This window comes from Salinifilum aidingensis (assembly GCF_054782015.1).
Window position 1 is genome coordinate 1 of the sequence record NZ_BAAGTH010000017.1, and the last position, 20,755, is coordinate 20,755.

A 20,755-nucleotide genomic window follows, 5' to 3' on the forward strand; every position below is an offset into this window, starting at 1 on the left:
ACCAGCTGTTCGGCGGCATGGTCGGTTACGCGGTGGCCTGGGGCGTGCGCCGGGCGATGTTCGCCGCTGTGCCCGGCCTGGGCGAGGGGACCTTCGCCGCTGCCGCCGCGCGCGTCACGCACCCGGGTGCGAAGCTCGCCAAGGATGCCGGCGCCAAGATCCACGGGATCATGGTGAACATGGACAGTCAAGTCCAGAACGACGCGGACAAGATCAAGAGCTGCAAGAACCTCGACGAGGCCTCCGCCCAGTGGCTCAAGGACTGCAACGAGAAGGAAGAAGCGACAGACAAGGCGCTGGTGGCGTCCAACCACGCGTTCTGGGGCCCCTCAAGGAACGCGGCCTGAAGCACCCGCACGAGAGGCGGGTCCTGTCGCAGATCGCCCAGGCCTACGTCGCTGTCGTCAATGAAGTGACGAACTTCCTGAAGACGGCAATCACGTGGCTGATCCAGAAGATCGAGTGGATCTGGGACAGGATCAAGGAAGCGGCCGGATGGGTCTGGGACAAGCTCAAGGCCGCAGCGAAGGCCGTCGCCCACTTCTTCGGGTTGTGACCCCGTACGGAGATAGGTCAGAATTCGAAACCACTACGTGTGATCACCAGCCCTGCTGGTCAACGCGCATAGTAGGCATCGCGTTTCCAGTGGCTCGGGCGGCAACCCCGGGCCACCCATGTTTCGGAGACCGGGGTTGATGCAGGGTTTGGTGAGAGCTTCTTACGTCGTCAGACCGGCAGCGGGGATCGTGATTGTCTCGTACTCAACCGGGTTCAACCTGCCTAGTGGCGCGTCAGGCAACCTTGGTCGGGTAATGGGTCCAGGTGCGGATGGGTGAGTCGGTGGCGAATCCGGTCTTGGGCAGAGCGCGGGCGTTGCGCCAGCGCACATAGGCGCGAATGGCAGCGTTCTGTTCGGCATGACTGCGGTGATCGGTGCCATCAAGCGTGAAATAGCGCAGGGCTGCGAACTCGGACTCGATCCAGTTCAGCCAGGATCCGTAGGTGGGCAGGAAGACGAGCTCGACGTGGTGGGCAGCGGCCCAGGTCCGCACTGCGGGGTGATGATGCGGCGAGAAGTTGTCGCAGACGATGTAGAGCTTCTCACCGGGCCATCGGGCTCGTAAGCTTGTGAGCAGGTCGAGGAATTCGCGATGGCGTTTGCGGTTGCGGATGCGGTAGTGCATCTTTCCGCTGTTCAGATCGAGAGCGGCCAGCATGTGCAGGGGCTGCTGAAGGGATGTGTGACACCTGTGTTCGCTTGCTGATGTGCAAGCGTGGAAGGATGTCGCTGTGCCCAAGCCGTACCCCCGTGAGTTCCGTGAGGATGTCGTCCGGGTCGCCCGCAACCGCGAGCCTGGTGTGACGATCGAGCAGGTCGCCAGTGACTTCGGGGTTCACCCGATGACGTTGCAGAAGTGGCTACGAGCGGCCGATGTCGAGGACGGCGCCAAGCCGGGCCTGTCTTCCGACGCAGCGGCTGAGCTGCGGGAACTCAAGCGTCGCAACCGACTGCTGGAGCAGGAGAACGAGGTGTTGCGGCGGGCGGCGGCGTATCTGTCGCAGGGCAATCTGCCGGGAAAAGGCTCTCCCCGCTCGTGACGGAGGTGGCCGCCCCCGATGCCCCGATCCGGGTGCCGGTGGCGGTGGCGTGCCGGGTCTTGAAGCTCCACCGCCAGCATTACTACGCCTGGCTCGCCCGTCCGGTGACCGAGGCCGAGTACGACGAGGTCGACGTGGCGAACGCGGTCTTCGACGCTCACCGTGAGGACCCCGAGTTCGGGTATCGCCTGTTGCATGAGGAGGTCACCGCCGCGGGGATCGAGGTGGCGGACCGGACGGTGTGGAAGATCTGCTCGGACAACCAGTGGTGGTGCGTGTTCGGGAAGAAACGGCGCGGCCGCAAGGCCTGGGCCGGTCCGCCCGCGCACGACGATCTCGTGCGCCGGGAGTTCACCGCCGCAGCGCCGAACCAGGTGTGGCTGACCGATATCACCGAACACCCCACCGGCGAGGGCACGGTCTACCTCTGCGCGGTCAAGGACGCGTGGTCGGGCCGGATCGTGGGCTACTCCATCGCCGAGGGCATGACCTCCCAGCTCGTCCTCGACGCGCTCGAGTCCGCGGTCGCTCGACGGGGCGGCAGCGTCGCCGGCTGCACGCTGCACAGCGACCGTGGAGGCCAATTTCGCAGTCGGAAACTGCAGCAAGCGCTGTGGCGTCACCACATGCGCGGGTCGATGGGCCAGGTCGGCGCGGCCGGCGACAACGCCGCCATGGAAAGCTTCTTCAGTCTCCTGCAACGCAACGTGCTCGACCGCCGCCGATGGGCCACCCGCGAAGAACTCCGGATCGCGATCGTGACCTGCATCGAACGCACCTACCACCGCCGACGCCGCCAGAACAGGCTCGGCCGCTTGACCCCCATCGAATACGAAACCATCATGACCACGCTGGCCGAGCAGGCCGCCTAACCACTGTCACAATTTCCTTCAGCGGCCCCTCCTTCTTATTCGCCTTCCTCGGCGTCTGCCTTTCTGGTTTTGCGCCATGGGGTTGTCATAAAAATTAGCGCGACCGCAATTAAAATAACACCAGCCGCTAAACCAAAGGGCCACCCTAGCCACCACCTCAAGCTATTCATCGCTAGGGTTGCAATAAACATAAACACAAGGAAGCGAATGAGCTTCATTGTGAATGGCTTCATCTGAGAATCCAGCGTCATTTCCGGTACAAATGTCCAATAAATTATACACCAAGAAAGCGGACATCACCATAGCACCTTGTTAGTCCTGGTTGACATGGAAATGATCAGATCACCAGCCCCGCACCCATGAGCACCAGCGCGTTTGCGAACAGCACAATCACCGACCACACCCTGCTGGGCGGCAGCACGAACATGTAAACGCTCAAGAGCATGACCGCGACGAGCCGCCACCAAGTCGTCGGCGTCAGCGTTGCTGCGGCTGGCCGCACGACCGACCGCGGTCCTGTCCGGTGAGTTGCTCCCAGAACAACAGCGATGGTCAGCGCAGCAAGACTCGCGATCAAGAGCAAGCCCGCGGTCCGGTCCATCCACTCCGTCAGCCAGCCAGCGAGCACCAAATTCACCGCTTTCGAGGTCGATCAGCGTCAGAATCAGGACTCCTCGAGCTATCTGCGACGCCGAAACGAACGTGGCGCCGATTGCAGGCCCCCACACGACGGCAAACACGTCGCACGACCCGTCAGGTCGTCGGTTCAAATCCGACCTGCCCCACCACTCATCCAGGTGAGAGGATTGCCGAGCGGGAGCGGCACGATCACCACCAGGTCTTTCCTGAGATCACCCCTCGAAGCACTCCACGCGGCTCAGCGCTTCGCCCGCCCGGTGGCTGCGGCCCCGGCGGCCCGTGCGGACGTCCTGGGGGGTCGACACCTTCGAGTGGCCGAGCTGGTCGGCGAACTCCGACAGCTCGCTCCCCCGGTTCCGGAGGTCGGCTTCCAGCGGATCAGCCTCGGAGCCGGAGATCGGGCGCAGCGCTCCGTTCGGGGAGCGCGGAGGGCGTCAGTGCTGGGAGGTGGCGACCTGCACGCCGAAGCTGATCAGCACGACCCCGGTGACCCGGTTCATGGCCCTGCGGACGGCGGGCCGTTCGAAGAACGCGCGGGCCTTGGCCAGCAGCAGCACGTATCCGCCGAGCCAGACCAGGGTGAGTGCTGCGTGCAGCAGCACCAGCACCGACATCCCGACGTGCGGGACAGCCCGGACGGCGCGAGCGTGGGCAGCAGACCGGTGTAGAAAACGGCGATCTTGGGGTTGAGGAGATTGCAGACCAGGCCGATCCGCCACGGGTTGCCCTCCGGGGAGGACTCGGCCGGTGCCGGAGCCGCTGAGTGGCCGTGGCGGCTGTGCACCAGTGCTTGGATCCCGAGGAAGACCAGGTAGGCGGCCCCGGCCACCTTGACCACGGTGAAGGCCGCCGCGGACGCGGCCAGGACCGCGGCCAGCCCCACCACGGACAGCACTCCCCAGCCCAGCAACCCGGCGGTGATACCGCCGACCGTCCGCAAGCCGTCCTGCCAGCTGGAGCCGACGGCCCGCTTCGTCACCAGGGCCATGTCCGGACCGGGCACCACGGTCAGCACGGCCAGCACGCCGACCGCCGCGAGGAACTGCACGAGCACGGGACTCAGTCTCGCAGCCGCACCTCCGCGAGGAGCGGGCCGACCGGGCTTACGACCCCCGCGGAAGGGCCTCCGAGCGCAGGGCTCCCCGAGATCCTCAACGAGCTCCCGGTGAGAACCACGCCCAGCACGGCCAGCAGCTCTGGCAGGCGTTCGGCACCCGTCCCGGACGCTCCTGCGGCTCAGCCGGCTGCTGTTCCTCGGGCGGTTCAGCACGTGCGGGGACAGCGGCGGGCGGGGGCACCCGTCTCATCCCACATGGACACCGCCGCCCGTCGGGGGCGGGTGCACCCGCCCCCGACGGGCGGTGCTCGTGGTGGTCACCGACGGTGGCACGGTCTCCCCCGGGACGCCGGTGCCGAGGAGCAGCCACTGTGGACGCTGTTGGTGCCGAGCGTCCTGCACTCCGCCGCGTCGCTGCTCGAGGTCGAGCACCCGGAGCGAGGGCCGTGCAGGAGGTTCCGCCACGGAAGTTCCTGCGTAAACGACCTGACAAGGCCCCCGTAGGTGCTCGGGCGGGAAGTACCTGAGCAGGGCATTTCTCGACCAGGTGTCGAGCCGGAAGCGACAGCGCCGACGAGCTCGGCTCCGCGCGACCGGTAGAAGGGAGCGGCGTCGCGGTCGGCCTCGATGTTGCTCCGGGGGAAACCCGGTCCGCGGGCGGTGCCGCACGTGTGGCTCCAGAGCTGACCACCGATGCCGCGGCCGATGGCGATCGGCTCCACGAACGAGTAGCCCGGTTCGCCTGCAGGCTACTCGCTCTGAGCGCAGTTGCGGTATCGGAGGGCATCGATCTCGGAATTCCACAACGATCAGTTGGAAGTATGACCGCGGAGGGGATCGCGCTCCTCTCCGCGCCGGTGGAAAAACGCGCCGAACATGCCGGCCAGCGTCGAGACAACGGTGATCGCGTACACGTTGATGATCACGCAGATGACTTGCCCCGATCCGGTGATCGGATTCGGCATCGTCGACGAGAGCGTCGTCAATTGCGAGGTTGTCCAGTACAGGGCGTCGCCGAAGCTGTGCAACGCCGTTGACGGTGCGTCGCCTTCCGCGAGGAGCATGGCTCCGCTGCCGGCGATATCCACGATCAGCGTGGCCAGGAGGGCCTTTCCCAGACGGTTCCGCAGGTGCAAGTGCGTCGGGCTCACCGCGCGCACCACGTCCCACACGTCCTTTGCCAACCACCAGTTGCAGCGACGGAACATCATGGAGCCAGTATGCAGCGAGCGTCTCAACTGGGTTGCCTGGGAAAGCTCTGCGTTCTGGGCTTTCAGGGCGCGGCTCGGCCTGGAATCCAGCGGGGCCCAGGCTCGTTCGAGTGCCGGTCGGGCCGCGACCGTCCTGGCTCCCAGCAAGCCGCAACGTGCTCAAATGGGGCATGCTATTCCGTCAGCTGGAGTACTTCGTGGCGCTCGCTCGGGAGCGCCACTTCGCCCGCGCTGCGAGCGCCTGCTACGTGTCCCAACCAGCGCTGTCCGAGGCGATCCGCAAGCTGGAGCACGAGCTGAAGGTCCCGCTGATCCGGCGAGGACGCAGCTTCGAAGGCCTCACTCCGGAAGGCGAACGGCTCGTGTTGTGGGCGCGGCGCATCCTCGCTGACCACAATGCCCTCAGACAGGAGGTAGCAGCGCTGCGGACCGGCCTCACCGGCGAGCTCCACCTCGGGGTGATCCCGGCCGCTGCCAGCACCGTAGCCCTGCTCACCGACCCCTTCTGCGCCGAGCATCCGCTGGTGCACGTGCAGCTTGAGACGAGTCTGCGGTCGGACGAAATCATCGGACGAATCCATCGGTTCGAGCTGGACGCCGGCGTCATCTACCTGGATGGGCACAGCACGAGCGATCTCCTGGTGACGCCGTTGTACGAAGAACAGCACGTGCTCATCGCCAGCGGCGCACTGCTCGCGGGACGAACGGACTCCATCAGCTGGTCAGATGCGCTGGAACTGCCGATCTGCCTGCTGAATGGCGGTATGCGCGGACGCCAGCTCGTCGATGACGCGCTGACAGCTCGGGGACTCGCGCTGACACCTCAGTTGGAGGCCGACTCCGTCGTGGCGCTGCTCGCCCACGTCGGTACGGGCCGCTGGGCCAGCATCGTCCCGCAATCCTGGTTGCGAACGCTGTGCTCCCCGGCGGGAGCATGCGAGCTGCAGTTGGACGATCCGTCCATCACCGCTCCGATCGCGCTCGTCACGAGTGCCGCGGAGCCTGGATCGGTGCTGACGCGCGCGCTGGTGCAGACCGCGCGGCGAGCTTCCTTCGGTGATGCGCTCGCCGCCCGGCCACGCTCGCAGGCAGATGACGGCGATCGCTCCGGACTCGATTGACACTGCTTATCACATCGTCGGAACTACGTCTTGGACGCATCGAGTCGCGGTCCGCCAGACTGCGAGTTGCTTCCGGACAACGGAAGCTTTCGAGGCTGCTCTGCGCTAGGAACGATCACATGTCCAAGATCCTGTGTGTTCTGTACCCCGACCCGGTCACCGGGTACCCGCCCGCGTACGCTCGGGATTCCTTGCCCACTGTGCGAGATTACCCGGACGGGCAGCCGCTGCCGACGCCGGCGGCGCTGGGGTTCACCCCCGGGCAGCTGCTCGGATGCGTCTCCGGCGAGCTTGGACTGCGTGAGTTCCTCGAATCCCAGGGCCACGAGCTGGTCGTGACCTCGGACAAGGACGGCCCGGATTCGGTGTTCGAGCAGGAGCTGCCCGAGGCGGACGTCGTCATCTCCCAGCCGTTCTGGCCCGCGTACTTGACGGCCGAGCGCATCGCCAAAGCACCGAAGCTGAAACTGGCCCTGACGGCCGGTATCGGCTCGGATCACGTGGATCTGGATGCCGCGATCAAGGCCGGCGTCACAGTGGCCGAGGTGACCTGGAGCAACAGCATCAGCGTCGCCGAGCACGCGGTCATGCAGATCCTCGCGCTCGTGCGCAACTTCCTGCCAGCGCACGAATGGGTCGCCAACGGGGGGTGGAACATCGCCGACGCCGTCGCGCGGGCCTACGATCTGGAAGGCATGGACGTCGGTGTGCTCGCAGCAGGCCGGATCGGCCGCGCGGTGATGCAGCGCCTGGCCCCCTTCGACGTACGATTGCACTACTTCTCACCGGAGCGTTTGCCAGCCGAACAAGAGCGCGAACTCGGGTTGACTTACCACCCCGATGCGCGTTCCTTGGCCAGGTCCGTCGACGTCGTTTCGATCCACGCCCCGCTGCATCCGCAGACCTACCACCTGTTCGACGCCGAGGTCATCGGCTCGATGCGGAGAGGGGCCTACGTCGTCAACACCGCACGCGCCGAGATCGTGGTGCGCGACGAGGTGGTCAAGGCCTTGGAGTCGGGCCAACTCGCCGGCTACGCGGGCGACGTGTGGTACCCGCAGCCACCAAGCGCGGACCACCCGTGGCGGAGCATGCCGCACGAAGCGATGACGCCGCACGTGTCGGGCACCACCCTGTCGGCGCAAGCCCGGTACGCCGCAGGCACTCGGGAAATCCTCGAGGACTTCTTCGCCGGCCGCGATATTCGCGAGGTGTACCTGATCGTCGAGGGAGGTGAACTGGCCGGTACCGGGGCGAAGTCCTACACCGCCGATGATGTCGCGAGCCCGGGCAGTGGCCGCGGGTAGTTCCCCGAAACGGTCCGCGCAGCGCTGCGCCGACCCCTCGTGGTCCCGTGCCGGGCGGGTGGGGCGTCGCGGTCGAGCACCGTCGGCGCGATTTTCTGATCTGCTTCACCGTTCCCGGTAAAACCGGTTGGTCGGTTCGGTGCGGCGCGAATCCCGTTGCCGTGTCCGCGGTTCCGATGAGTTCGTCGAACCGCGAATGTCCGAAGCGCGTTGCGACGACCTCGTGGGGCTGGTGTGGTGGTGACGAATGCGATTCCCCGGGAGGAGGTCCGAGGAAATCGCTGTCGTGAACAACTCGCACCGTGATCTGGCCCCGATCTCGGAGGTGGCCTGGCGGGTTCTGGAAGACCAGGTCCGCGTCGCGCGCGAGGCTGTTGATGCCGTGGAACGGGGTGCCCACGACGCGGAGTCGATCGACCTGTGCATCGAGGAAAGTTCCGTGTTCCGAGTGCACGGGGCCGAGACCGGCGTGGCGTTGACCGCTCCTTCTCCGGACTGACCGAACCTCCTGGAGCGGGGAGCGTGCTGAGCACGCACCCGGGTGCGGCGGGTGCGTCGCAACAACTTGTGGTGAAACGCTCGGCGGTCTTCCGGACGGGCAGTCGTCGGAGGATCCTCGGGCGACCGGTGCGAGGCCGGTGTTCGTTCGGCTGTGCAGCACAGACGGGGAGGGTTGTGGAATGCCGGCGTGGCGGGTGCGTGATTTCCACGGTGACGACCTGGACCAGGTGATCCACGTCTGGGACCAGAGCAGGGAAGGGGCGGAGCCGGTCTTCTCCGCCGCGGAGGTCGTGTCGATGGCCCAGGCCGGGCATCCGGCCATGGTCGCGGTGGTGGAGCAGGAAGTCGTCGGCATGGCGGCGGCCAAGATCGAGGGCGAGCGGGCGTGGCTCGCGCTGTTCGCCCTCGACGCCCGCTGGCGCAACCGGGGGATCGGCAGCGCACTGCTGGCCGAGCTGGAGAAGAAGCTGCGCGCTTCGGGGGTGCACCGCATCGCCAGCCTCGTTCCCGAAGGGGCGGCGGGGTTCCGGGCGATGGTGAACTCCGGTTACAGGCCGCGCACCGACCTGACCTACTTCGAGAAGGTGGAGGAACTCGACCCGGCCGACTTCGACGTGCTCGAACGTCTCGGCGGGGGTCTGCTTCCCCCGGGGCGGTGGGACGCGCTCGCGGGCATGAAGCGGGAGAAGGACGTCATCGAACGTCGTGTCGTGCTGCCGATCTCGCATCCCGAGCAGGCCGAACGCCACGGGGTGCTGCCGCCGAAGGCCATCATCCTGTTCGGCCCGCCCGGCACCGGCAAGACCAGCTTCGCCAAGGCGGTCGCCTCCTGGTTGGGGTGGCCGTTCGTGGAGCTGTTCCCCTCGCGGTTGGCGGCTTCCTCCGAAGGCGGTCTGGCGGCCTCGTTGCGCGGGATCTTCGGGGAGCTGGAGGAACTGGACGACCTGGTGCTGTTCATCGACGAGGTCGAGGAGATCGCCGGAGTCCGCTCCACGCCGGCGGTGGGGCCCGAGCACGGGGTCACCAACGAGCTGCTCAAGCTGATCCCGGGTTTCCGCGAGCACGACCACCGGCTGCTGGTCTGCGCCACCAACTCCGTGCGCTCGTTGGATCCGGCGTTTCTGCGGCCGGGCCGGTTCGACTACATCATCCCCGTAGGACCTCCGGACCCGCCTGCGCGGCGGGCGATCTGGTCGCGCTACCTCGGCCCCGCCCGCGACAACGTCGACCTGGACGTGCTGGTGGAGCGAACGGAGATGTTCACGCCCGCGGACATCGAGTTCGCCGCCCGCCAGGGAGCCCAGAGCGCGTTCGAACGCGACGTGCTGGAAGCGGACGGCGAACTCGCCACGACGGAGGACTACTTGCAGGCGATCGCCGGTACCCGCCCGACGCTGACCGCGCAGGCCATCGCCGAGTTCGAGCAGGACATCGACACCTACACCCGGCTGTGACGTGCCGGCCGCCCGCGGGCGGCGCAGCGCGCTCGCGGACTGGTCCGCCCGCGCCGTCGGAACCCGAGTCGCTCCGAGTTCCGAGGGCTGCGTTCAGACGCCGTTGGTGACACCGTCGGCAGCGACGCCGCGGCCGGGAGGGGCAGCTCCCGATTCGGAGGTGCTCCGGGAAGGGAACAGCGGGGGCGGCGAAGCGCAGGAGGGGACGACTGCCAGGCCTGCGCGGAAGGAGGGATACCTGTGTCCACCCCATCCTCATCCGGCGAGGGCGGAGCCGGCACCACGGTGTTGCACATCGGCCACGACGAGCTGGTGGTCCGCCAGCGCTACGAAGTCGTCAGCATCGCCAACGATCTGCTGATCGGAACGTGGTTTCTCATCGGCAGCTTGTTCTTCTTCTCCGAAGCGCTGATGACCGCCGGAACCTGGCTGTTCGTGCTCGGCAGCGTCGAAATGCTGATCCGGCCCACGATCCGCTTCGTCCGCCGGGTGCACCTGGCGCGGTTCCACCCGCGGACGCGCGGAACCGCCGACGCCGCCCACGACTTCTAGCAGGACGGCGCGGCCGCGGGCGTCTGCGGCGCGAGCCGCTCGTTCGAGCGGCGGGCGCAGGCGAGTGATAGCCGCGCCCCATCGATTCGTCGACGATTCCGCTTGGCCGTTCGCGCTTGCGTTGGACAGACTGGTCGCAATTCCCGGAGGAACGACGCGCGACGTTGCCAGGGGCGAAACTTCGCCTGTCGAGGCCGAGCTGTTGTTCGGGTGCGCAGCCGTTCTGATCGGTCTCGCGGACGCCCGTAGTTCCCCCGCTGTTGCCGGCCGTCGAGCCAGTGCGGGCAACAGCGAACTGCTGCCCGCACGAGGATCGGAGGCTCCGTGCACGTGGTACTGGCGGAGGCGCGCCGTTTCGTCAGTCTCGGCCCCGCTGAGAACGACCACCTGCACGCCCGCCGGGTTGCCGTCGGGCTGTTCTTCCCCGGGATCGCTCTGCTCGTAGCAGGCCGACCCGATCTCATCATCTACGCTGCATTCGGCTCGTTCACCGGCATGTACGGACGAGACGAATCCCACGCGCTTCGTCTCAGGCAGCAAGCGCAAGCAGCCCCCCTCCTGCTGACGTGCGCAGCCACCGGCGTACTCCTGTCCACCATCCACGCTCGTCCGTGGATCCTTCTGGCCGTTGAGAGCGCGTGCGCTGCTGCGGGTTCACTGGTGACGGGCAGGCTCGGACTGAAACCGGCGGGTCCTTTCCTCGGAATTTTCGCGCTCGGTGCCGCAGCAGCGGTCCCCGCCGTTCGAGTCACCGCCTGGTTGGCGCTGGTGATCTGCGCCGGGACGGCGGTGTTCAGCATCCTCGTCAGTCTCACCGGCGCCCTGGGGTGCCGTTCCTGCTCAACGGTCATCGCCAGCAGTACCGGGCCATCGCGAATGCTGTGGTCGCGCGCCGCGCTGGTGCACGCGGCCCGTTACTCGCTCGCCATCGGGGCTGCCGGTACGTGCGGCCTGTTTCTGGGGAACGACCACGCCCACTGGGCCATGATTTCCGCTGCGGTGCCGCTGGCTGCGCTTGACGGTCGTGATCGGACCCAGCGCGAGGTCCGCGGTGTGGTCCACCGCGGGATGCATCGTGTGTTCGGTACGCTGGCGGGGCTCGCCGTCACCGCCCTGCTGCTCTGGCCCGGCTTCAGCAGCAGCGTGCTCGCTGCTCTCGTCATAGGGCTGCTGTTTCCAACAGAACTGTTCATGGCACGCCACTACGGGATCGCGCTGGGGTTCTTCACCCCGCTGATCATGTTGATGACCCAGCTGGCTGATCCCGTCGATCCCGTGACGCTCCTCGCCGACCGCATCGTTGACACTCTGATCGGAGTTGCCGCGGGCATCGGCGTGGCTGCGAGCACCCGCCGTCTGCCCGCGGGAAACCGCGACACGGGGTGAGCGCGGTGGTCCGCTCTTGCGCATCCGGTCGGTGCGGTCGAAACCGGCTCTTCGGCGCGAAGCCGGGAGCGCTGGGGAGAGTGGTCGGGTGGACGCACCGCGTGGGTTGAGGCGCTGGAAGCGCTGACTGCTCCCGTCGTCGGTGCTCGCGTAGTTCCCGCCGCTGTCCTCGACAGCATCCGCGGCAGCAGCGACACCAGTTGCGAGCCCCCGCCTGAACCACGAAGTGGCTGAGCAACTGGTCCCAACGGCCCGCTCGCCGCGCCGGCGTCGGGCGCTGCGGGTGCAGAACCCCTGAGATCAGCGACGGACTGGCTGCCGCTGCGCGGCGAAGCTGCAATGCCCTGCAGCGCGCCGTCGTCGACTTCGACCGCGGGCACTACGACTACCCGCGCGGCATCGCAGTCTTGCACGCGCGGAAGTGGTCGTGGGGCGATGTGCGTGAACGGACCTGAGCGCGCATCCGCGAGCGGGACCGGGGCGTCGACTCCGGGTGCACGGGCTTGCCGGGGACGTGCCCGGTGGACGGCGTTCCGTGGCACCTTGGTCGAGATGCCTCCGAAGAAGCGGGTTGCTCCGCGCCGACGGGGGCCGCTCCGGCGTCCGGAACGCTCTTCGCTCCTCGCCAGCGCACGGATCAACGGTCGGCCGTGATGTCGTCGTCCTCGCGGGCCTGCTGGGCCGCCGCCCGGTCGAGCAGCAGGGCGCGCTCACGCTCGTTCCCGGTCTGCCGGGCCGCGCGGGTGAACTCCTCCCGCGCCTCGGCGTGCCTGCCGAGCTTGGCGAGCAGGTCGCCGCGCACGCTGGGCAGGTGGTGGTAGCTCGCCAGCGCGGGCACGTCGCTGAGCGCGTCGACCAGCTCCAGACCGGCCCGCGGGCCGTCAGCCATGCCCACGGCGACCGCGCGGTTGAGCTCGACCACCGGCGAGGGGGTGATCCCGGCGAGCTGCTCGTAGAGTTCGCTGATGCGCTTCCAGTCGGTCTCGCCGGGCGTGCGGGCGCGCGCGTGGCAGGCGGCGATCGCCGCCTGCAGCGCGTACGGCCCCGGTGCGGCGGCCAGCCGCTCGGCGCGCGCGAGCGCGGCCAGCCCGCGCCGGATGAGCAGCTGGTCCCACCGGCCGCGGTCCTGGTCGAGCAGCAGCACGGGCTCGCCCGAGGGGGTCGTGCGCGCCCTCGTGCGGGACTGCTGGATCTCCATGAGCGCCACGAGGCCGTGCGCCTCGGCCTCCTCGGGCATCAGCTGCACCAGCACCCGCCCGAGCCGCAGGGCCTCCGCGCACAGCTCGGGGCGCACCCAGTCCTCGCCCGCCGTGGCGGAGTAGCCCTCGTTGAAGATCAGGTAGACGACCTGGAGCACCGAGGACAACCGTTCGGTCAGTTCGGCCCCCTGCGGCACCGCGAACGGCACCCGCTTCTTCGCGAGCGCCTTCTTGGCGCGCACGATCCGCTGGGCGACGGTCGGTTCGGCGACGAGGAACGCGCGGGCGATTTCGGCGGTGGTGAGCCCGCCCAGCAGCCGCAGGGTGAGCGCGACCCTGGCCTCGGTGGACAGCACCGGGTGGCAGGCGGTGAACAGCAAGCGCAGCAGGTCGTCGCCGAGATCGGCGGGCTCGGTTCCGGGTTCGTCCCCTGACCCGAGCTCGCGGGCGATCTCGGCGACCTTGCGCTCGAAGCGCTCCTGCCTGCGGAACTGGTCGACCGCGCGCCGCTTGGCGATCGCCATGAGCCACGCGCCTGGGTTGTCCGGCACACCCGACTCGGGCCACTGCTCGAGCGCGGCGACCAGGGCTTCCTGCGCGAGCTCCTCGGCGCTGCCGACATCGCGCGTCATCCGCGCGAGACCCGCGATCAACCGCGCCGATTCGATCCGCCAAACCGCCTCGACCGCGCGGTGGGCGTCCCCCGCTGCCGTCACAACGGACAGGGGAGCACTCGCCGGGCCGCGCGGCAAGGCGGACTACCGCTGGCGCTGCTCGGCGATCCGCTCCCGCATGCGCTGCTCGGAGTCGCGCAGCTCGGGGGTGAAGTTCTCCCCGAAGTCGTCCTCCTCGAAGACCTTGCGGATCTCCACCTCGCCGCTCTCGAACGGGAGGCGCCTGGCCCACGCGACGGCTTCGTCGCGGGACTTCACGTCGAGGATCCAGTACCCGGCCACGAGCTCCTTGGCCTCGGTGAACGGGCCGTCGACGACCTCGGTGGCGCCCCCGCCGGAGAACTTCACCCGCGCGCCGGTCCGGCTCTCCTGCAAGCCGTTCCCGTCGAGCATCACCCCCGCCTTGACGAGTTCCTCGTTGTACGCCGTCATGTCCGCCAGCTCCCGCTCGGTGGGCAGCACGCCCGCCTCCGACTCGTCGCTGGCCTTGACGATCATCATGTACTTCATCGCGTTCTCCCGTGGTGCGTCGCGGCCGTTGCCGTGCCCCTCACGTGCGCGTCGAACGGGCGGGGCCGGAATCGACACCCGGCGGCGGCCGTTCCCGAGATTTTTCCGGGGCGCGTTCGACCGGTTACGCGGCGGCAGGATGGGGCGATGGGCTTCGTCGACCTCAGCCACGTCATCGAACCCGGCACGGTCACCTACCCGGGGCTGCCGGGCCCGGACATCTCCAGCCACCTGAGCTTCGAGGACTCGCGCGCGCACTACTCGGCGGGCACGGAGTTCACCATCGGGCGCATCGACATGGTCACCAACACCGGCACGTACCTCGACACGCCCGCGCACCGCTTCCGCGACGGCGACGATCTGCACCGGCTGCCGCTGGAGTCCTGCGCCGCGCTGCCCGCGGTCGTGCTCGACGGCGACGGCGCCATCGGCCCCGAAGCGCTCGAGGGGGTCGAGGTCGAGGGGTGCGCCGTCCTGCTGCGGACGGGCTGGGACCGCCACTGGGGCACCGAGCGGTACGGCGATCCGGACCACCCCCACCTCACCGGAGCGGGCGCCCGGCACCTGGTGGACCGCGGCGCCGCGCTCGTCGGGATCGACTCGGTCAACATCGACGACACCCGGGCGGGCGAGCGGCCGGCGCACACCGCCCTGCTGGCCGCCGGCGCACCGGTCGTCGAGCACCTCATAGGCCTGGACGCGCTGCCGGGGACCGGAGCCAGGTTCACCGCGGTGCCCCCGGCGGTGCGGGGGTTGGGCACGTTCCCGGTGCGGGCCTTCGCGGTCGTCCCGTGAGCCGTGGGCGGCGGGAACCGCCGGCGTCCGGGCGAGCGCGAGCACCGAACCCGGCGCCGGGATCGGTGGTGCTGGTGCCGCCCGGTGGTCATGATGGGCGGCATGATCACTCGCTCCCGGGTGGCGGAAGCCGCCGCACGCATCCGCCGCGACGTCCGCACCACGCCGCTCGTCCAGTTCGACGCCGCCGCGTTCGACGCCGCGGAGCTCGCCCCCGCGGCGGAGGTGTGGTGCAAGCTCGAGCAGCTCCAGCACACCGGCTCGTTCAAGGCGCGCGGCGCGTTCAACAGGATCCGCACCGCCGCCGAGCACGGGCAGCTCACCGACGCCGGGGTGGTGGCCGCTTCCGGCGGCAACGCGGGGCTCGCCGCGGCCCACGCCGCCGCGCAGCAGCGCGTGCCGGTCCGGGTGTACGTGCCGGAGACCGCGCCGGCGGTGAAGGTGGCGAAGCTGGAGAAGCTCGGCGCCACCGTCGTGCGGACCGGCGCGAAGTACGCCGATGCCCACGCCGCCGCCGTCGAGCACGTCGCCGAGACGGGCGCGCTGTTCTGCCACGCCTACGACCAGCCGGAGATTTGCGCGGGGCAGGGGACCCTCGGTCGTGAGCTGCTCGAGCAGACAGGGGGAGAGCTGGACACGATCCTGCTCGCCGTCGGCGGCGGTGGCCTCATGGCCGGCGTCGCCGCCGCCACCGAGGGGCGGGCCCGCGTGGTCGGGGTGGAACCGCGCGGCATCCCCACGCTGCACGCGGCCCTCGACGCCGGTGAGCCCGTCGACGTCGACGTCTCCGGCATCGCGGCCGACTCGCTCGGCGCCACCCGCCTGGGAGGGATCGCCCACGAGGTGGCCGCGCGCACCGGTGTCGCCCCGGTGCTCGTCGACGACGCGGACATCACCGCGGCCCGCGACCTGCTGTGGCAGCAGTACCGCCTCGTCGTCGAGCACGGCACGGCCGCCGCCCTCGCGGCGCTGCTCTCCAGCGCGTACCGGCCGGCGGAGGGCGAACGGCTCGCCGTGGTCCTCTGCGGGGCGAACACGGACATCGCGGACCTGGCGTAGGGGCGCTGGTGCCGCCCACCGCGACTCGCCGCGGCGAGTCGCGGTCGTCGTGCGGGTCAGCACTGCTCGGCCGGTATCCAGCCCTGCTCGCAGCCGTACTGCTGCTGGACTTCACCGCTGGTCGGTTCCTGACCGCAGGCGGTCCCGCACTGCTGGTATCCCGGCAGCTGGTCGTACTGCTCGTAGTCGTACGGGTAGCCGGTTTCCTCCCGGTACCGCTGGTACTGCTCCGGCGCGGGCACCTCGTCCGCCCCGTCGTCGACGCGGCCCTCCTCGTCCCCGGAGGGGCTCCCGGAACCGCCGGGGGCGGTCTCCTCGCCAGGACCGGTGCCCTCCGGGGCGCCGGTCAGACCGCACTGAGCCTTGGTGGCCTCGTCCATGTCCGCGGGGTCGAGCCCGCAGTTGTCCGGGGGCGGGGCTTCGGCGGGCGGCGCCCGGTGCACCGGCCCGGGAGGGGCTGGTTGCGGTTCCGGCGGTGGCGCCGTTCCAGTCCCGCTCTCGTTGAAGCAGCCCCCCAGCACGAGCGCGAATCCCGCGAGCAGGGCAGCGATGCGCATCGGGTGGTGTGTCACGGCCCTCGCCCCCGTCCTCGGTCCTCCCCCCTTCACCGCGCCCACCAGTGGGCCTCGGGCGCAGACCTGCGGCAAGGGTCTTTGTGCCCACCGCGACTCGCCGCGGCGATCTTGAGGCCGCAGCGGCGCGGACGTATGCTCGCCGACTCGTCCGGGACGCCCCGGCACCGCACGTCGCCGGGGCGCTCGACCACGAGCTGTGCCATCGCGGAGAAGGGAGGAGTCGGTGCGCGAGGTCGCTGTCGTCGGAGGTGGGATCATCGGCCTGTCCTGCGCCTGGCACCTCCTGCAGCGCGGTGTCGGCGTGACCGTGTGGGAGCGCCAGCACGTCGGCGCCGGGGCGTCGTGGGGCAACGCCGGGCAGCTCGAGCCCTCGCTCGCGGTGCCGCTGCCCGAGCCGTCCAACGTCCGCGCAGCGCTGCGCAGCCTGGTCGACCGCGACTCGGCGGTGCTGCTGCCGCGCCGCGTCGACCGCGAGCTCGCCGCCTTCCTGCGCACGTTCCTCACCCGCTCCACGACGCGCACGTGGCGGCGCGCGGTGCGGGCGCAGGCACCGCTGAACGCGCGGGCGCTGTCGGCCTACGACGAGCTCGTGGACGCGGGCGTGCCGGTGTCGTTCACCCGCGCCCCGTTCACCTCGGTGGCGGCGGACGCGGCCGAGGCCGATGGCCTGCTGCACGAGCTCAGCGCGCTCGCCGCCGGCGGCTACCGGGTGGACCACGACGTGCTCACCGCGGACGAGCTGCACGCGGCGGAACCGATCACCGCGGGCTCGCGGGCCGCGGTGGGCGTGCGCATCAACGGGCAGCGCTTCCTCGACCCGCCGCGCACCCTGGAGGTGCTGGCCGACGGCGTCCGCTCCGCCGGCGGGGAGGTCCGCGAGGGGCAGCAGGTGCAGCGGGTGGCCGAACGCGGCGGGCGGGTGCGCGTGGACTCCGCGGACGACACCGCCGAGGTCGATGCGGTCGTGCTGGCCAACGGGGCGTGGCTGTCCCCGCTGGGCCGGGAGCACGGCGTGCGGATGCCGATGCACGCCGGCCGCGGTTACAGCTTCCAGGTGCAGGTGCCCACCCGGCCGAACGGGATGGTGCACTTCGCGGGGCCGCGCATCGCCTGCACGCCGTTCCGCGACGGCGTGCGGGTCTCCAGCCTGATGGAACTGGAGAAACCCGACGCCGGGGTGATCTCCGCGCACGCCGAGCGGTTCCGGCGGCAGGCCGAGCGCGTGCTCCCGGAGGCGGACTGGAGCACGGCCACCGACATGTGGGTCGGCCCGCGGCCGCTGACCGGGGACGGGTTGCCGCTGATCGGGCCGACCCGCACACCCGGCGTCTACGCCGCCGGCGGGCACGGCATGTGGGGTGTCACGCTCGGCCCGCTGACCGGGCGACTCGTGGCGCAGCTGCTCGTCGACGGGCACGCCGAGGTGGATCTGGCGGCGTTCGACCCCCGCCGGTGACCGCCTCGGCTCGGTGCTCGCGGGACCGGCGTGGTCAGCTCACGGGCTCGTAGTGGTCCCCGGTGCGCGCCGCCTCCGGTGCCGCGGCGGGTTCCGCGGAGTCCTCGGCGGGTTCCGCGGGGCCGTGCGCCCGCGCCGCTCCGGTGGGGGCCGCCGCGCGGCGCTCGGCCAGCGTCCGCCGCACCGCCCAGGTGATCGCGCCGATCCAGAGCACCAGGAGCACCGCGTTGACCGCCACGAGCGAGGTGCCCTCGACGCCGATGGGGGACAGGAGCAGCTGCAGGTTCGTCAGCACGATCATGCCGCCCGCGCCGACGCCGATGATGCGGGTCGGCAGGATCCGCACGAGGTAGGCGGCGAACGGGGCGGCGGCGACGCCGCCGATGAGCAGCCCGCCGATGATCACCGGCGACAGCCCGCTGGTGCCGAGGGACAGCAGGAAGCCGGCGCTGGCGGCCAGGGACACCGGGACCTCACCGGTGTCGACCGAGCCGATGACGCGGCGCGGGGCGAGGCGTCCGCTGCTCAGCAGCGTCGACGTGGAGATCGGTCCCCAGCCGCCCCCACCGGTGGCGTCGAGGAAGCCGGCGGCCAGGCCCAGCGGCGCGAGCCAGCGCCGGTTCTGCACCGTGAGGCCGGAGCGGACGACCGGGCGGGTGCCGAGGGCGAACCGGATGATCACGTAGCAGCCGAGCAGGAGCAGCAGCGTGGCCATCCACGGCTCGCTCGCCTCGGTGGAGAGGCTGGTGAGCACGGTGGCTCCGAGGAACCCGCCGGCGGCTCCGGGCAGGGACAGCCAGAGCATGACCGGCCAGTCCACGTTGCCGAACCGCCAGTGCGAGACACCGGAGGCGGCGGCCGTGCCGATCTGGGCGAGGTGCACCGAGGCCGACGCCACGGCGGGTGCCGTGCCCACGGCCAGCAGCCCGGTCGTGGCAGTCACCCCGAAGGCCATGCCCAGCGATCCGTCCACCAGCTGTGCTGCGAACCCGGCCAGGGCCACGAGCACCAAAGTCACCATGCGAATGCTCCCGCGTTGTCCGCACCCGTCGGCGCGTTTTCACAACTAAGTCGACAAGAAAGGTACAGTTTCTCGCCGCCGAGCTACAGCCGTTCCACGAAGTAGGATCGGGTGTTTCCGACGGGGTCGAACCGGGCGCTGGTGGTGGACGTGCAGCGCACGTGGTGGGTGGGGCGCGATCGCGTCCCTGCGGGGGTGCGCCGCCCGCGCTCTGCGGCTGTGCGGAGAGTCACAGGGCCTTGCGCGGAGGAATCGGAGGAGTCGGGCGGAGCAGGTGCGCACGCCGGGTGCGCGACGGGAATCGCCCCCGGGGCTGCGCGTGCCGGGCGCGGCGCGCTGAGGGGGCCGCCCTGGCAGGAGTCACCGGCTGCGCCAGACTTCCTCGCTGGCCGTGCGCGCGTCGATCTCCGGCGACAGCGAGCTCTCCAGCAGGTCCGCCAGGGTGACGTGCTCCAGGACCTCGCGCAGGCTGCTGCGCAGCGCGATCCACACGCGCTGCAGCACGGCCTCGGACGGCTGGTAGGTGGCGTCCTCCGGGCGCGAGCCTGCGATGCTGACCAGCGGGCCGTCGGTGGCGCGGATGACGTCGGCGACGGAGATCAACCCGGGGGAGCGGGCCAGCACCCAGCCGCCCGTCTGCCCGCGCCTGCTGGCCACCATGCCGGCTTTGCGCAGGTCCGCGAGCACGTTCAGCAGGAACGTGCGGGGGATGCCCTGCGCGGCGGCGAGGTCCTCGGCCCGGGCCACCTCGCCCGGCTGCAACCGGCCGATCTCGATGAGCGCCCGCACCGCGTAGTCCACCTTGGCCGAGATCCGCATGGGGCTATTGTCCCGTAACTCCGCCGAGTGAAGGGGGTGCCGGGTGGGCGGCGGGGCGAGCGCGCTCCCGCAGGGGCTCCGTCAGGGCAGGTGGCCGACGGCGCCGAACGAGTTGGCCCGCGCGACCTCCTCCGGGGAGGGCGGCGTGTCGGGCCGCCACTGCGCCACCGGTACCAGCCCCGGCCGCACCAGTTCGCAGCCCTGCAGCAGCGGCATGATGCGGTCGGCGGTGCGCCAGGACACCGGGGTGGGCGTGCGCGCCATGACCTCCTCGGCGTTGGCCACCTCTTCGGCGCTGGCGCCGAGCTGCGAGATGTGCGAGACGGCCAGGTAGCTGCCCGCGGCGCAGGCGGCGCGGTAACCGGCGAGCATCGCGACGGCCTCGGCGTCGTCGGGCACGAACGGCAGGATCGCCACCGCCAGCACCGCCACCGGCCGGGTGAAGTCGAGCAGCTCGGCCACGCCCGGATCCGCCAGCACGGCCTGCGGATCGCGCACGTCGGCCTGCGTGACCGTGACGCCGTCCACGCCGCGCAGCAGGCGCCGGGCGTGCGCGACGGCCACCGGTTCGATGTCGACGTAGGCGATGCGCGCCGCGGCGGAGTGCTGCCGCGCCAGCTCGTGCACGTTGCCCTTGGTCGGGATGCCCGATCCGAGGTCGAGGAACTGGTCGACGCCCCGCTCGCACAGGTGGTGCACGGCGCGGCCGAGGAACGCCCGGTTCGCCCGCGCGTAGCGCACCGCGTCCGGGAGGACGCGCGCACCGGCCTCGGCGGCTTCCCGGTCGACCGCGAAGTTCGCGGAACCGCCCAGGTAGTAGTCGTACATCCGGGCCGCGTTCGGCCGGGTGGTGTCGACGTGCTGCGGTTCGTCGGCCTCGGGCACGGTGCTCCTCGTCTCGCGCGGTTCGGTGATCGCCATCCTAGGCGACACCGCCCCGCGGGTCGT

The 20,755-nt window shown here is 70.1% G+C and carries 22 protein-coding genes; 12 read left to right on the forward strand and 10 right to left on the reverse strand.

Annotated features, from left to right (window positions below):
* Both ACYVJE_RS19895 and ACYVJE_RS19900 read left to right on the forward strand, forming a co-directional pair.
* Nucleotides 1-347 (forward strand): alanine:cation symporter family protein (locus ACYVJE_RS19895; RefSeq protein WP_461145641.1); only part of this gene is annotated, 347 nt, incomplete at its 5' end.
* Between the two features lie 65 nt (nt 348-412).
* The gene (locus ACYVJE_RS19900; protein WP_461145642.1) at nt 413-556 is read left to right on the forward strand and encodes a hypothetical protein; all 144 of its coding nucleotides are present in this window, start codon (nt 413-415) and stop codon (nt 554-556) included.
* Between the two features lie 235 nt (nt 557-791).
* Here ACYVJE_RS19900 and ACYVJE_RS19905 read toward each other — a convergent pair whose 3' ends face one another.
* Complete coding sequence (locus tag ACYVJE_RS19905; RefSeq protein ID WP_461145643.1) at nt 792-1,217, reverse strand: transposase; 426 nt, start codon at nt 1,215-1,217, stop codon at nt 792-794.
* A 73-nt stretch (nt 1,218-1,290) separates the two neighbouring features.
* On the opposite strand from ACYVJE_RS19905, the gene ACYVJE_RS19910 reads away from it, so the two are divergent.
* Nucleotides 1,291-2,471, forward strand: a protein-coding gene (locus ACYVJE_RS19910; RefSeq protein WP_461145644.1) for an IS3 family transposase whose coding sequence is annotated in 2 segments (ribosomal slippage) — nt 1,291-1,575 and nt 1,578-2,471 — 1,179 coding nt in all. Because the reading frame shifts where the segments join, the coding sequence is not laid out codon by codon here.
* A gap of 337 nt (nt 2,472-2,808) precedes the next feature.
* Here the strand turns inward: ACYVJE_RS19910 and ACYVJE_RS19915 are convergent.
* The 3 genes from ACYVJE_RS19915 to ACYVJE_RS19925 form a co-directional block, all read right to left on the reverse strand.
* Nucleotides 2,809-3,108 (reverse strand): hypothetical protein, encoded by a 300-nt coding sequence (locus ACYVJE_RS19915; RefSeq protein ID WP_461145645.1) that lies wholly within the window; start codon nt 3,106-3,108, stop codon nt 2,809-2,811.
* Between the two features lie 498 nt (nt 3,109-3,606).
* Nucleotides 3,607-4,164: a LysE family translocator gene (locus tag ACYVJE_RS19920; RefSeq protein WP_461145646.1), complete on the reverse strand. Its 558-nt coding sequence runs from the start codon at nt 4,162-4,164 to the stop codon at nt 3,607-3,609.
* 812 nt (nt 4,165-4,976) lie between these two features.
* Nucleotides 4,977-5,378, reverse strand: coding sequence for a hypothetical protein (locus tag ACYVJE_RS19925; protein ID WP_461145647.1), 402 nt, complete (start codon nt 5,376-5,378; stop codon nt 4,977-4,979).
* A gap of 155 nt (nt 5,379-5,533) precedes the next feature.
* Here ACYVJE_RS19925 and ACYVJE_RS19930 point away from each other — a divergent pair, with 155 nt between their 5' ends.
* The 6 genes from ACYVJE_RS19930 to ACYVJE_RS19955 all read left to right on the forward strand — a co-directional run bounded on the left by ACYVJE_RS19930 (nt 5,534) and on the right by ACYVJE_RS19955 (nt 11,699).
* Nucleotides 5,534-6,499, forward strand: coding sequence for a LysR family transcriptional regulator (locus tag ACYVJE_RS19930; protein WP_461145648.1), 966 nt, complete (start codon nt 5,534-5,536; stop codon nt 6,497-6,499).
* Between the two features lie 119 nt (nt 6,500-6,618).
* Nucleotides 6,619-7,806, forward strand: a complete 1,188-nt coding sequence (locus ACYVJE_RS19935; RefSeq protein ID WP_461145649.1) for an NAD-dependent formate dehydrogenase — start codon at nt 6,619-6,621, stop codon at nt 7,804-7,806.
* A 286-nt stretch (nt 7,807-8,092) separates the two neighbouring features.
* Complete coding sequence (locus ACYVJE_RS19940) at nt 8,093-8,305, forward strand: hypothetical protein (protein WP_461145650.1); 213 nt, start codon at nt 8,093-8,095, stop codon at nt 8,303-8,305.
* Nucleotides 8,306-8,486: 181 nt separating this feature from the next.
* Entirely contained in the window at nt 8,487-9,761 is a 1,275-nt protein-coding gene (locus ACYVJE_RS19945; RefSeq protein ID WP_459158814.1) for an ATP-binding protein, read from the forward strand.
* Nucleotides 9,762-10,001: 240 nt separating this feature from the next.
* Entirely contained in the window at nt 10,002-10,313 is a 312-nt protein-coding gene (locus tag ACYVJE_RS19950; RefSeq protein ID WP_461145651.1) for a YrhK family protein, read from the forward strand.
* Between the two features lie 324 nt (nt 10,314-10,637).
* Nucleotides 10,638-11,699 carry an FUSC family protein gene (locus tag ACYVJE_RS19955; protein ID WP_461145652.1) on the forward strand — a complete coding sequence of 354 codons (1,062 nt, stop codon included), beginning with the start codon at nt 10,638-10,640 and terminating at the stop codon, nt 11,697-11,699.
* Between the two features lie 637 nt (nt 11,700-12,336).
* Here the strand turns inward: ACYVJE_RS19955 and ACYVJE_RS19960 are convergent.
* Together ACYVJE_RS19960 and ACYVJE_RS19965 are read right to left on the reverse strand one after the other, a co-directional pair.
* Nucleotides 12,337-13,623: an RNA polymerase sigma factor gene (locus tag ACYVJE_RS19960; protein ID WP_461145717.1), complete on the reverse strand. Its 1,287-nt coding sequence runs from the start codon at nt 13,621-13,623 to the stop codon at nt 12,337-12,339.
* Nucleotides 13,624-13,656: 33 nt separating this feature from the next.
* Nucleotides 13,657-14,082: a YciI family protein gene (locus ACYVJE_RS19965; RefSeq protein ID WP_459158817.1), complete on the reverse strand. Its 426-nt coding sequence runs from the start codon at nt 14,080-14,082 to the stop codon at nt 13,657-13,659.
* A 147-nt stretch (nt 14,083-14,229) separates the two neighbouring features.
* Here ACYVJE_RS19965 and ACYVJE_RS19970 point away from each other — a divergent pair, with 147 nt between their 5' ends.
* Nucleotides 14,230-14,877 carry a cyclase family protein gene (locus tag ACYVJE_RS19970; RefSeq protein WP_461145653.1) on the forward strand — a complete coding sequence of 216 codons (648 nt, stop codon included), beginning with the start codon at nt 14,230-14,232 and terminating at the stop codon, nt 14,875-14,877.
* A gap of 102 nt (nt 14,878-14,979) precedes the next feature.
* Nucleotides 14,980-15,936: a serine/threonine dehydratase gene (locus tag ACYVJE_RS19975; protein ID WP_461145654.1), complete on the forward strand. Its 957-nt coding sequence runs from the start codon at nt 14,980-14,982 to the stop codon at nt 15,934-15,936.
* Nucleotides 15,937-15,992: 56 nt separating this feature from the next.
* Here ACYVJE_RS19975 and ACYVJE_RS19980 read toward each other — a convergent pair whose 3' ends face one another.
* On the reverse strand, nt 15,993-16,493 hold the full coding sequence (locus ACYVJE_RS19980) for a hypothetical protein (protein WP_461145655.1): 501 nt from the start codon (nt 16,491-16,493) through the stop codon (nt 15,993-15,995).
* Between the two features lie 241 nt (nt 16,494-16,734).
* Between ACYVJE_RS19980 and ACYVJE_RS19985 the strand changes: the two genes are divergently transcribed.
* Entirely contained in the window at nt 16,735-17,967 is a 1,233-nt protein-coding gene (locus ACYVJE_RS19985) for an NAD(P)/FAD-dependent oxidoreductase (RefSeq protein ID WP_461145656.1), read from the forward strand.
* Between the two features lie 34 nt (nt 17,968-18,001).
* On the opposite strand, the gene ACYVJE_RS19990 is transcribed toward ACYVJE_RS19985, so the two are convergent.
* From ACYVJE_RS19990 to ACYVJE_RS20000, 3 genes are all read right to left on the reverse strand, one after another.
* A complete protein-coding gene (locus ACYVJE_RS19990) occupies nt 18,002-18,988 on the reverse strand; it encodes a sulfite exporter TauE/SafE family protein (RefSeq protein ID WP_459158822.1) in 987 nt (328 codons plus the stop codon).
* A 360-nt stretch (nt 18,989-19,348) separates the two neighbouring features.
* The gene (locus ACYVJE_RS19995) at nt 19,349-19,807 is read right to left on the reverse strand and encodes an RrF2 family transcriptional regulator (RefSeq protein ID WP_461145657.1); all 459 of its coding nucleotides are present in this window, start codon (nt 19,805-19,807) and stop codon (nt 19,349-19,351) included.
* Nucleotides 19,808-19,888: 81 nt separating this feature from the next.
* Nucleotides 19,889-20,728, reverse strand: coding sequence for an SAM-dependent methyltransferase (locus tag ACYVJE_RS20000; RefSeq protein WP_461145658.1), 840 nt, complete (start codon nt 20,726-20,728; stop codon nt 19,889-19,891).
* Between the last annotated feature and the right edge of the window lie 27 nt (nt 20,729-20,755).

Coding starts and splice junctions, on each gene's coding strand:
- ACYVJE_RS19905 (WP_461145643.1), bottom strand. CDS start 1,217: ATGCTGGCCGCTCTCGATCTGAACAGCGGAAAGATGCACTACCGCATC.
- ACYVJE_RS19925 (WP_461145647.1), bottom strand. CDS start 5,378: ATGATGTTCCGTCGCTGCAACTGGTGGTTGGCAAAGGACGTGTGGGAC.
- ACYVJE_RS19935 (WP_461145649.1), top strand. CDS start 6,619: ATGTCCAAGATCCTGTGTGTTCTGTACCCCGACCCGGTCACCGGGTAC.
- ACYVJE_RS19945 (WP_459158814.1), top strand. CDS start 8,487: ATGCCGGCGTGGCGGGTGCGTGATTTCCACGGTGACGACCTGGACCAG.
- ACYVJE_RS19965 (WP_459158817.1), bottom strand. CDS start 14,082: ATGAAGTACATGATGATCGTCAAGGCCAGCGACGAGTCGGAGGCGGGC.
- ACYVJE_RS19970 (WP_461145653.1), top strand. CDS start 14,230: ATGGGCTTCGTCGACCTCAGCCACGTCATCGAACCCGGCACGGTCACC.
- ACYVJE_RS19975 (WP_461145654.1), top strand. CDS start 14,980: ATGATCACTCGCTCCCGGGTGGCGGAAGCCGCCGCACGCATCCGCCGC.
- ACYVJE_RS19980 (WP_461145655.1), bottom strand. CDS start 16,493: ATGCGCATCGCTGCCCTGCTCGCGGGATTCGCGCTCGTGCTGGGGGGC.
- ACYVJE_RS19990 (WP_459158822.1), bottom strand. CDS start 18,988: ATGGTGACTTTGGTGCTCGTGGCCCTGGCCGGGTTCGCAGCACAGCTG.
- ACYVJE_RS19995 (WP_461145657.1), bottom strand. CDS start 19,807: ATGCGGATCTCGGCCAAGGTGGACTACGCGGTGCGGGCGCTCATCGAG.
- ACYVJE_RS20000 (WP_461145658.1), bottom strand. CDS start 20,728: ATGGCGATCACCGAACCGCGCGAGACGAGGAGCACCGTGCCCGAGGCC.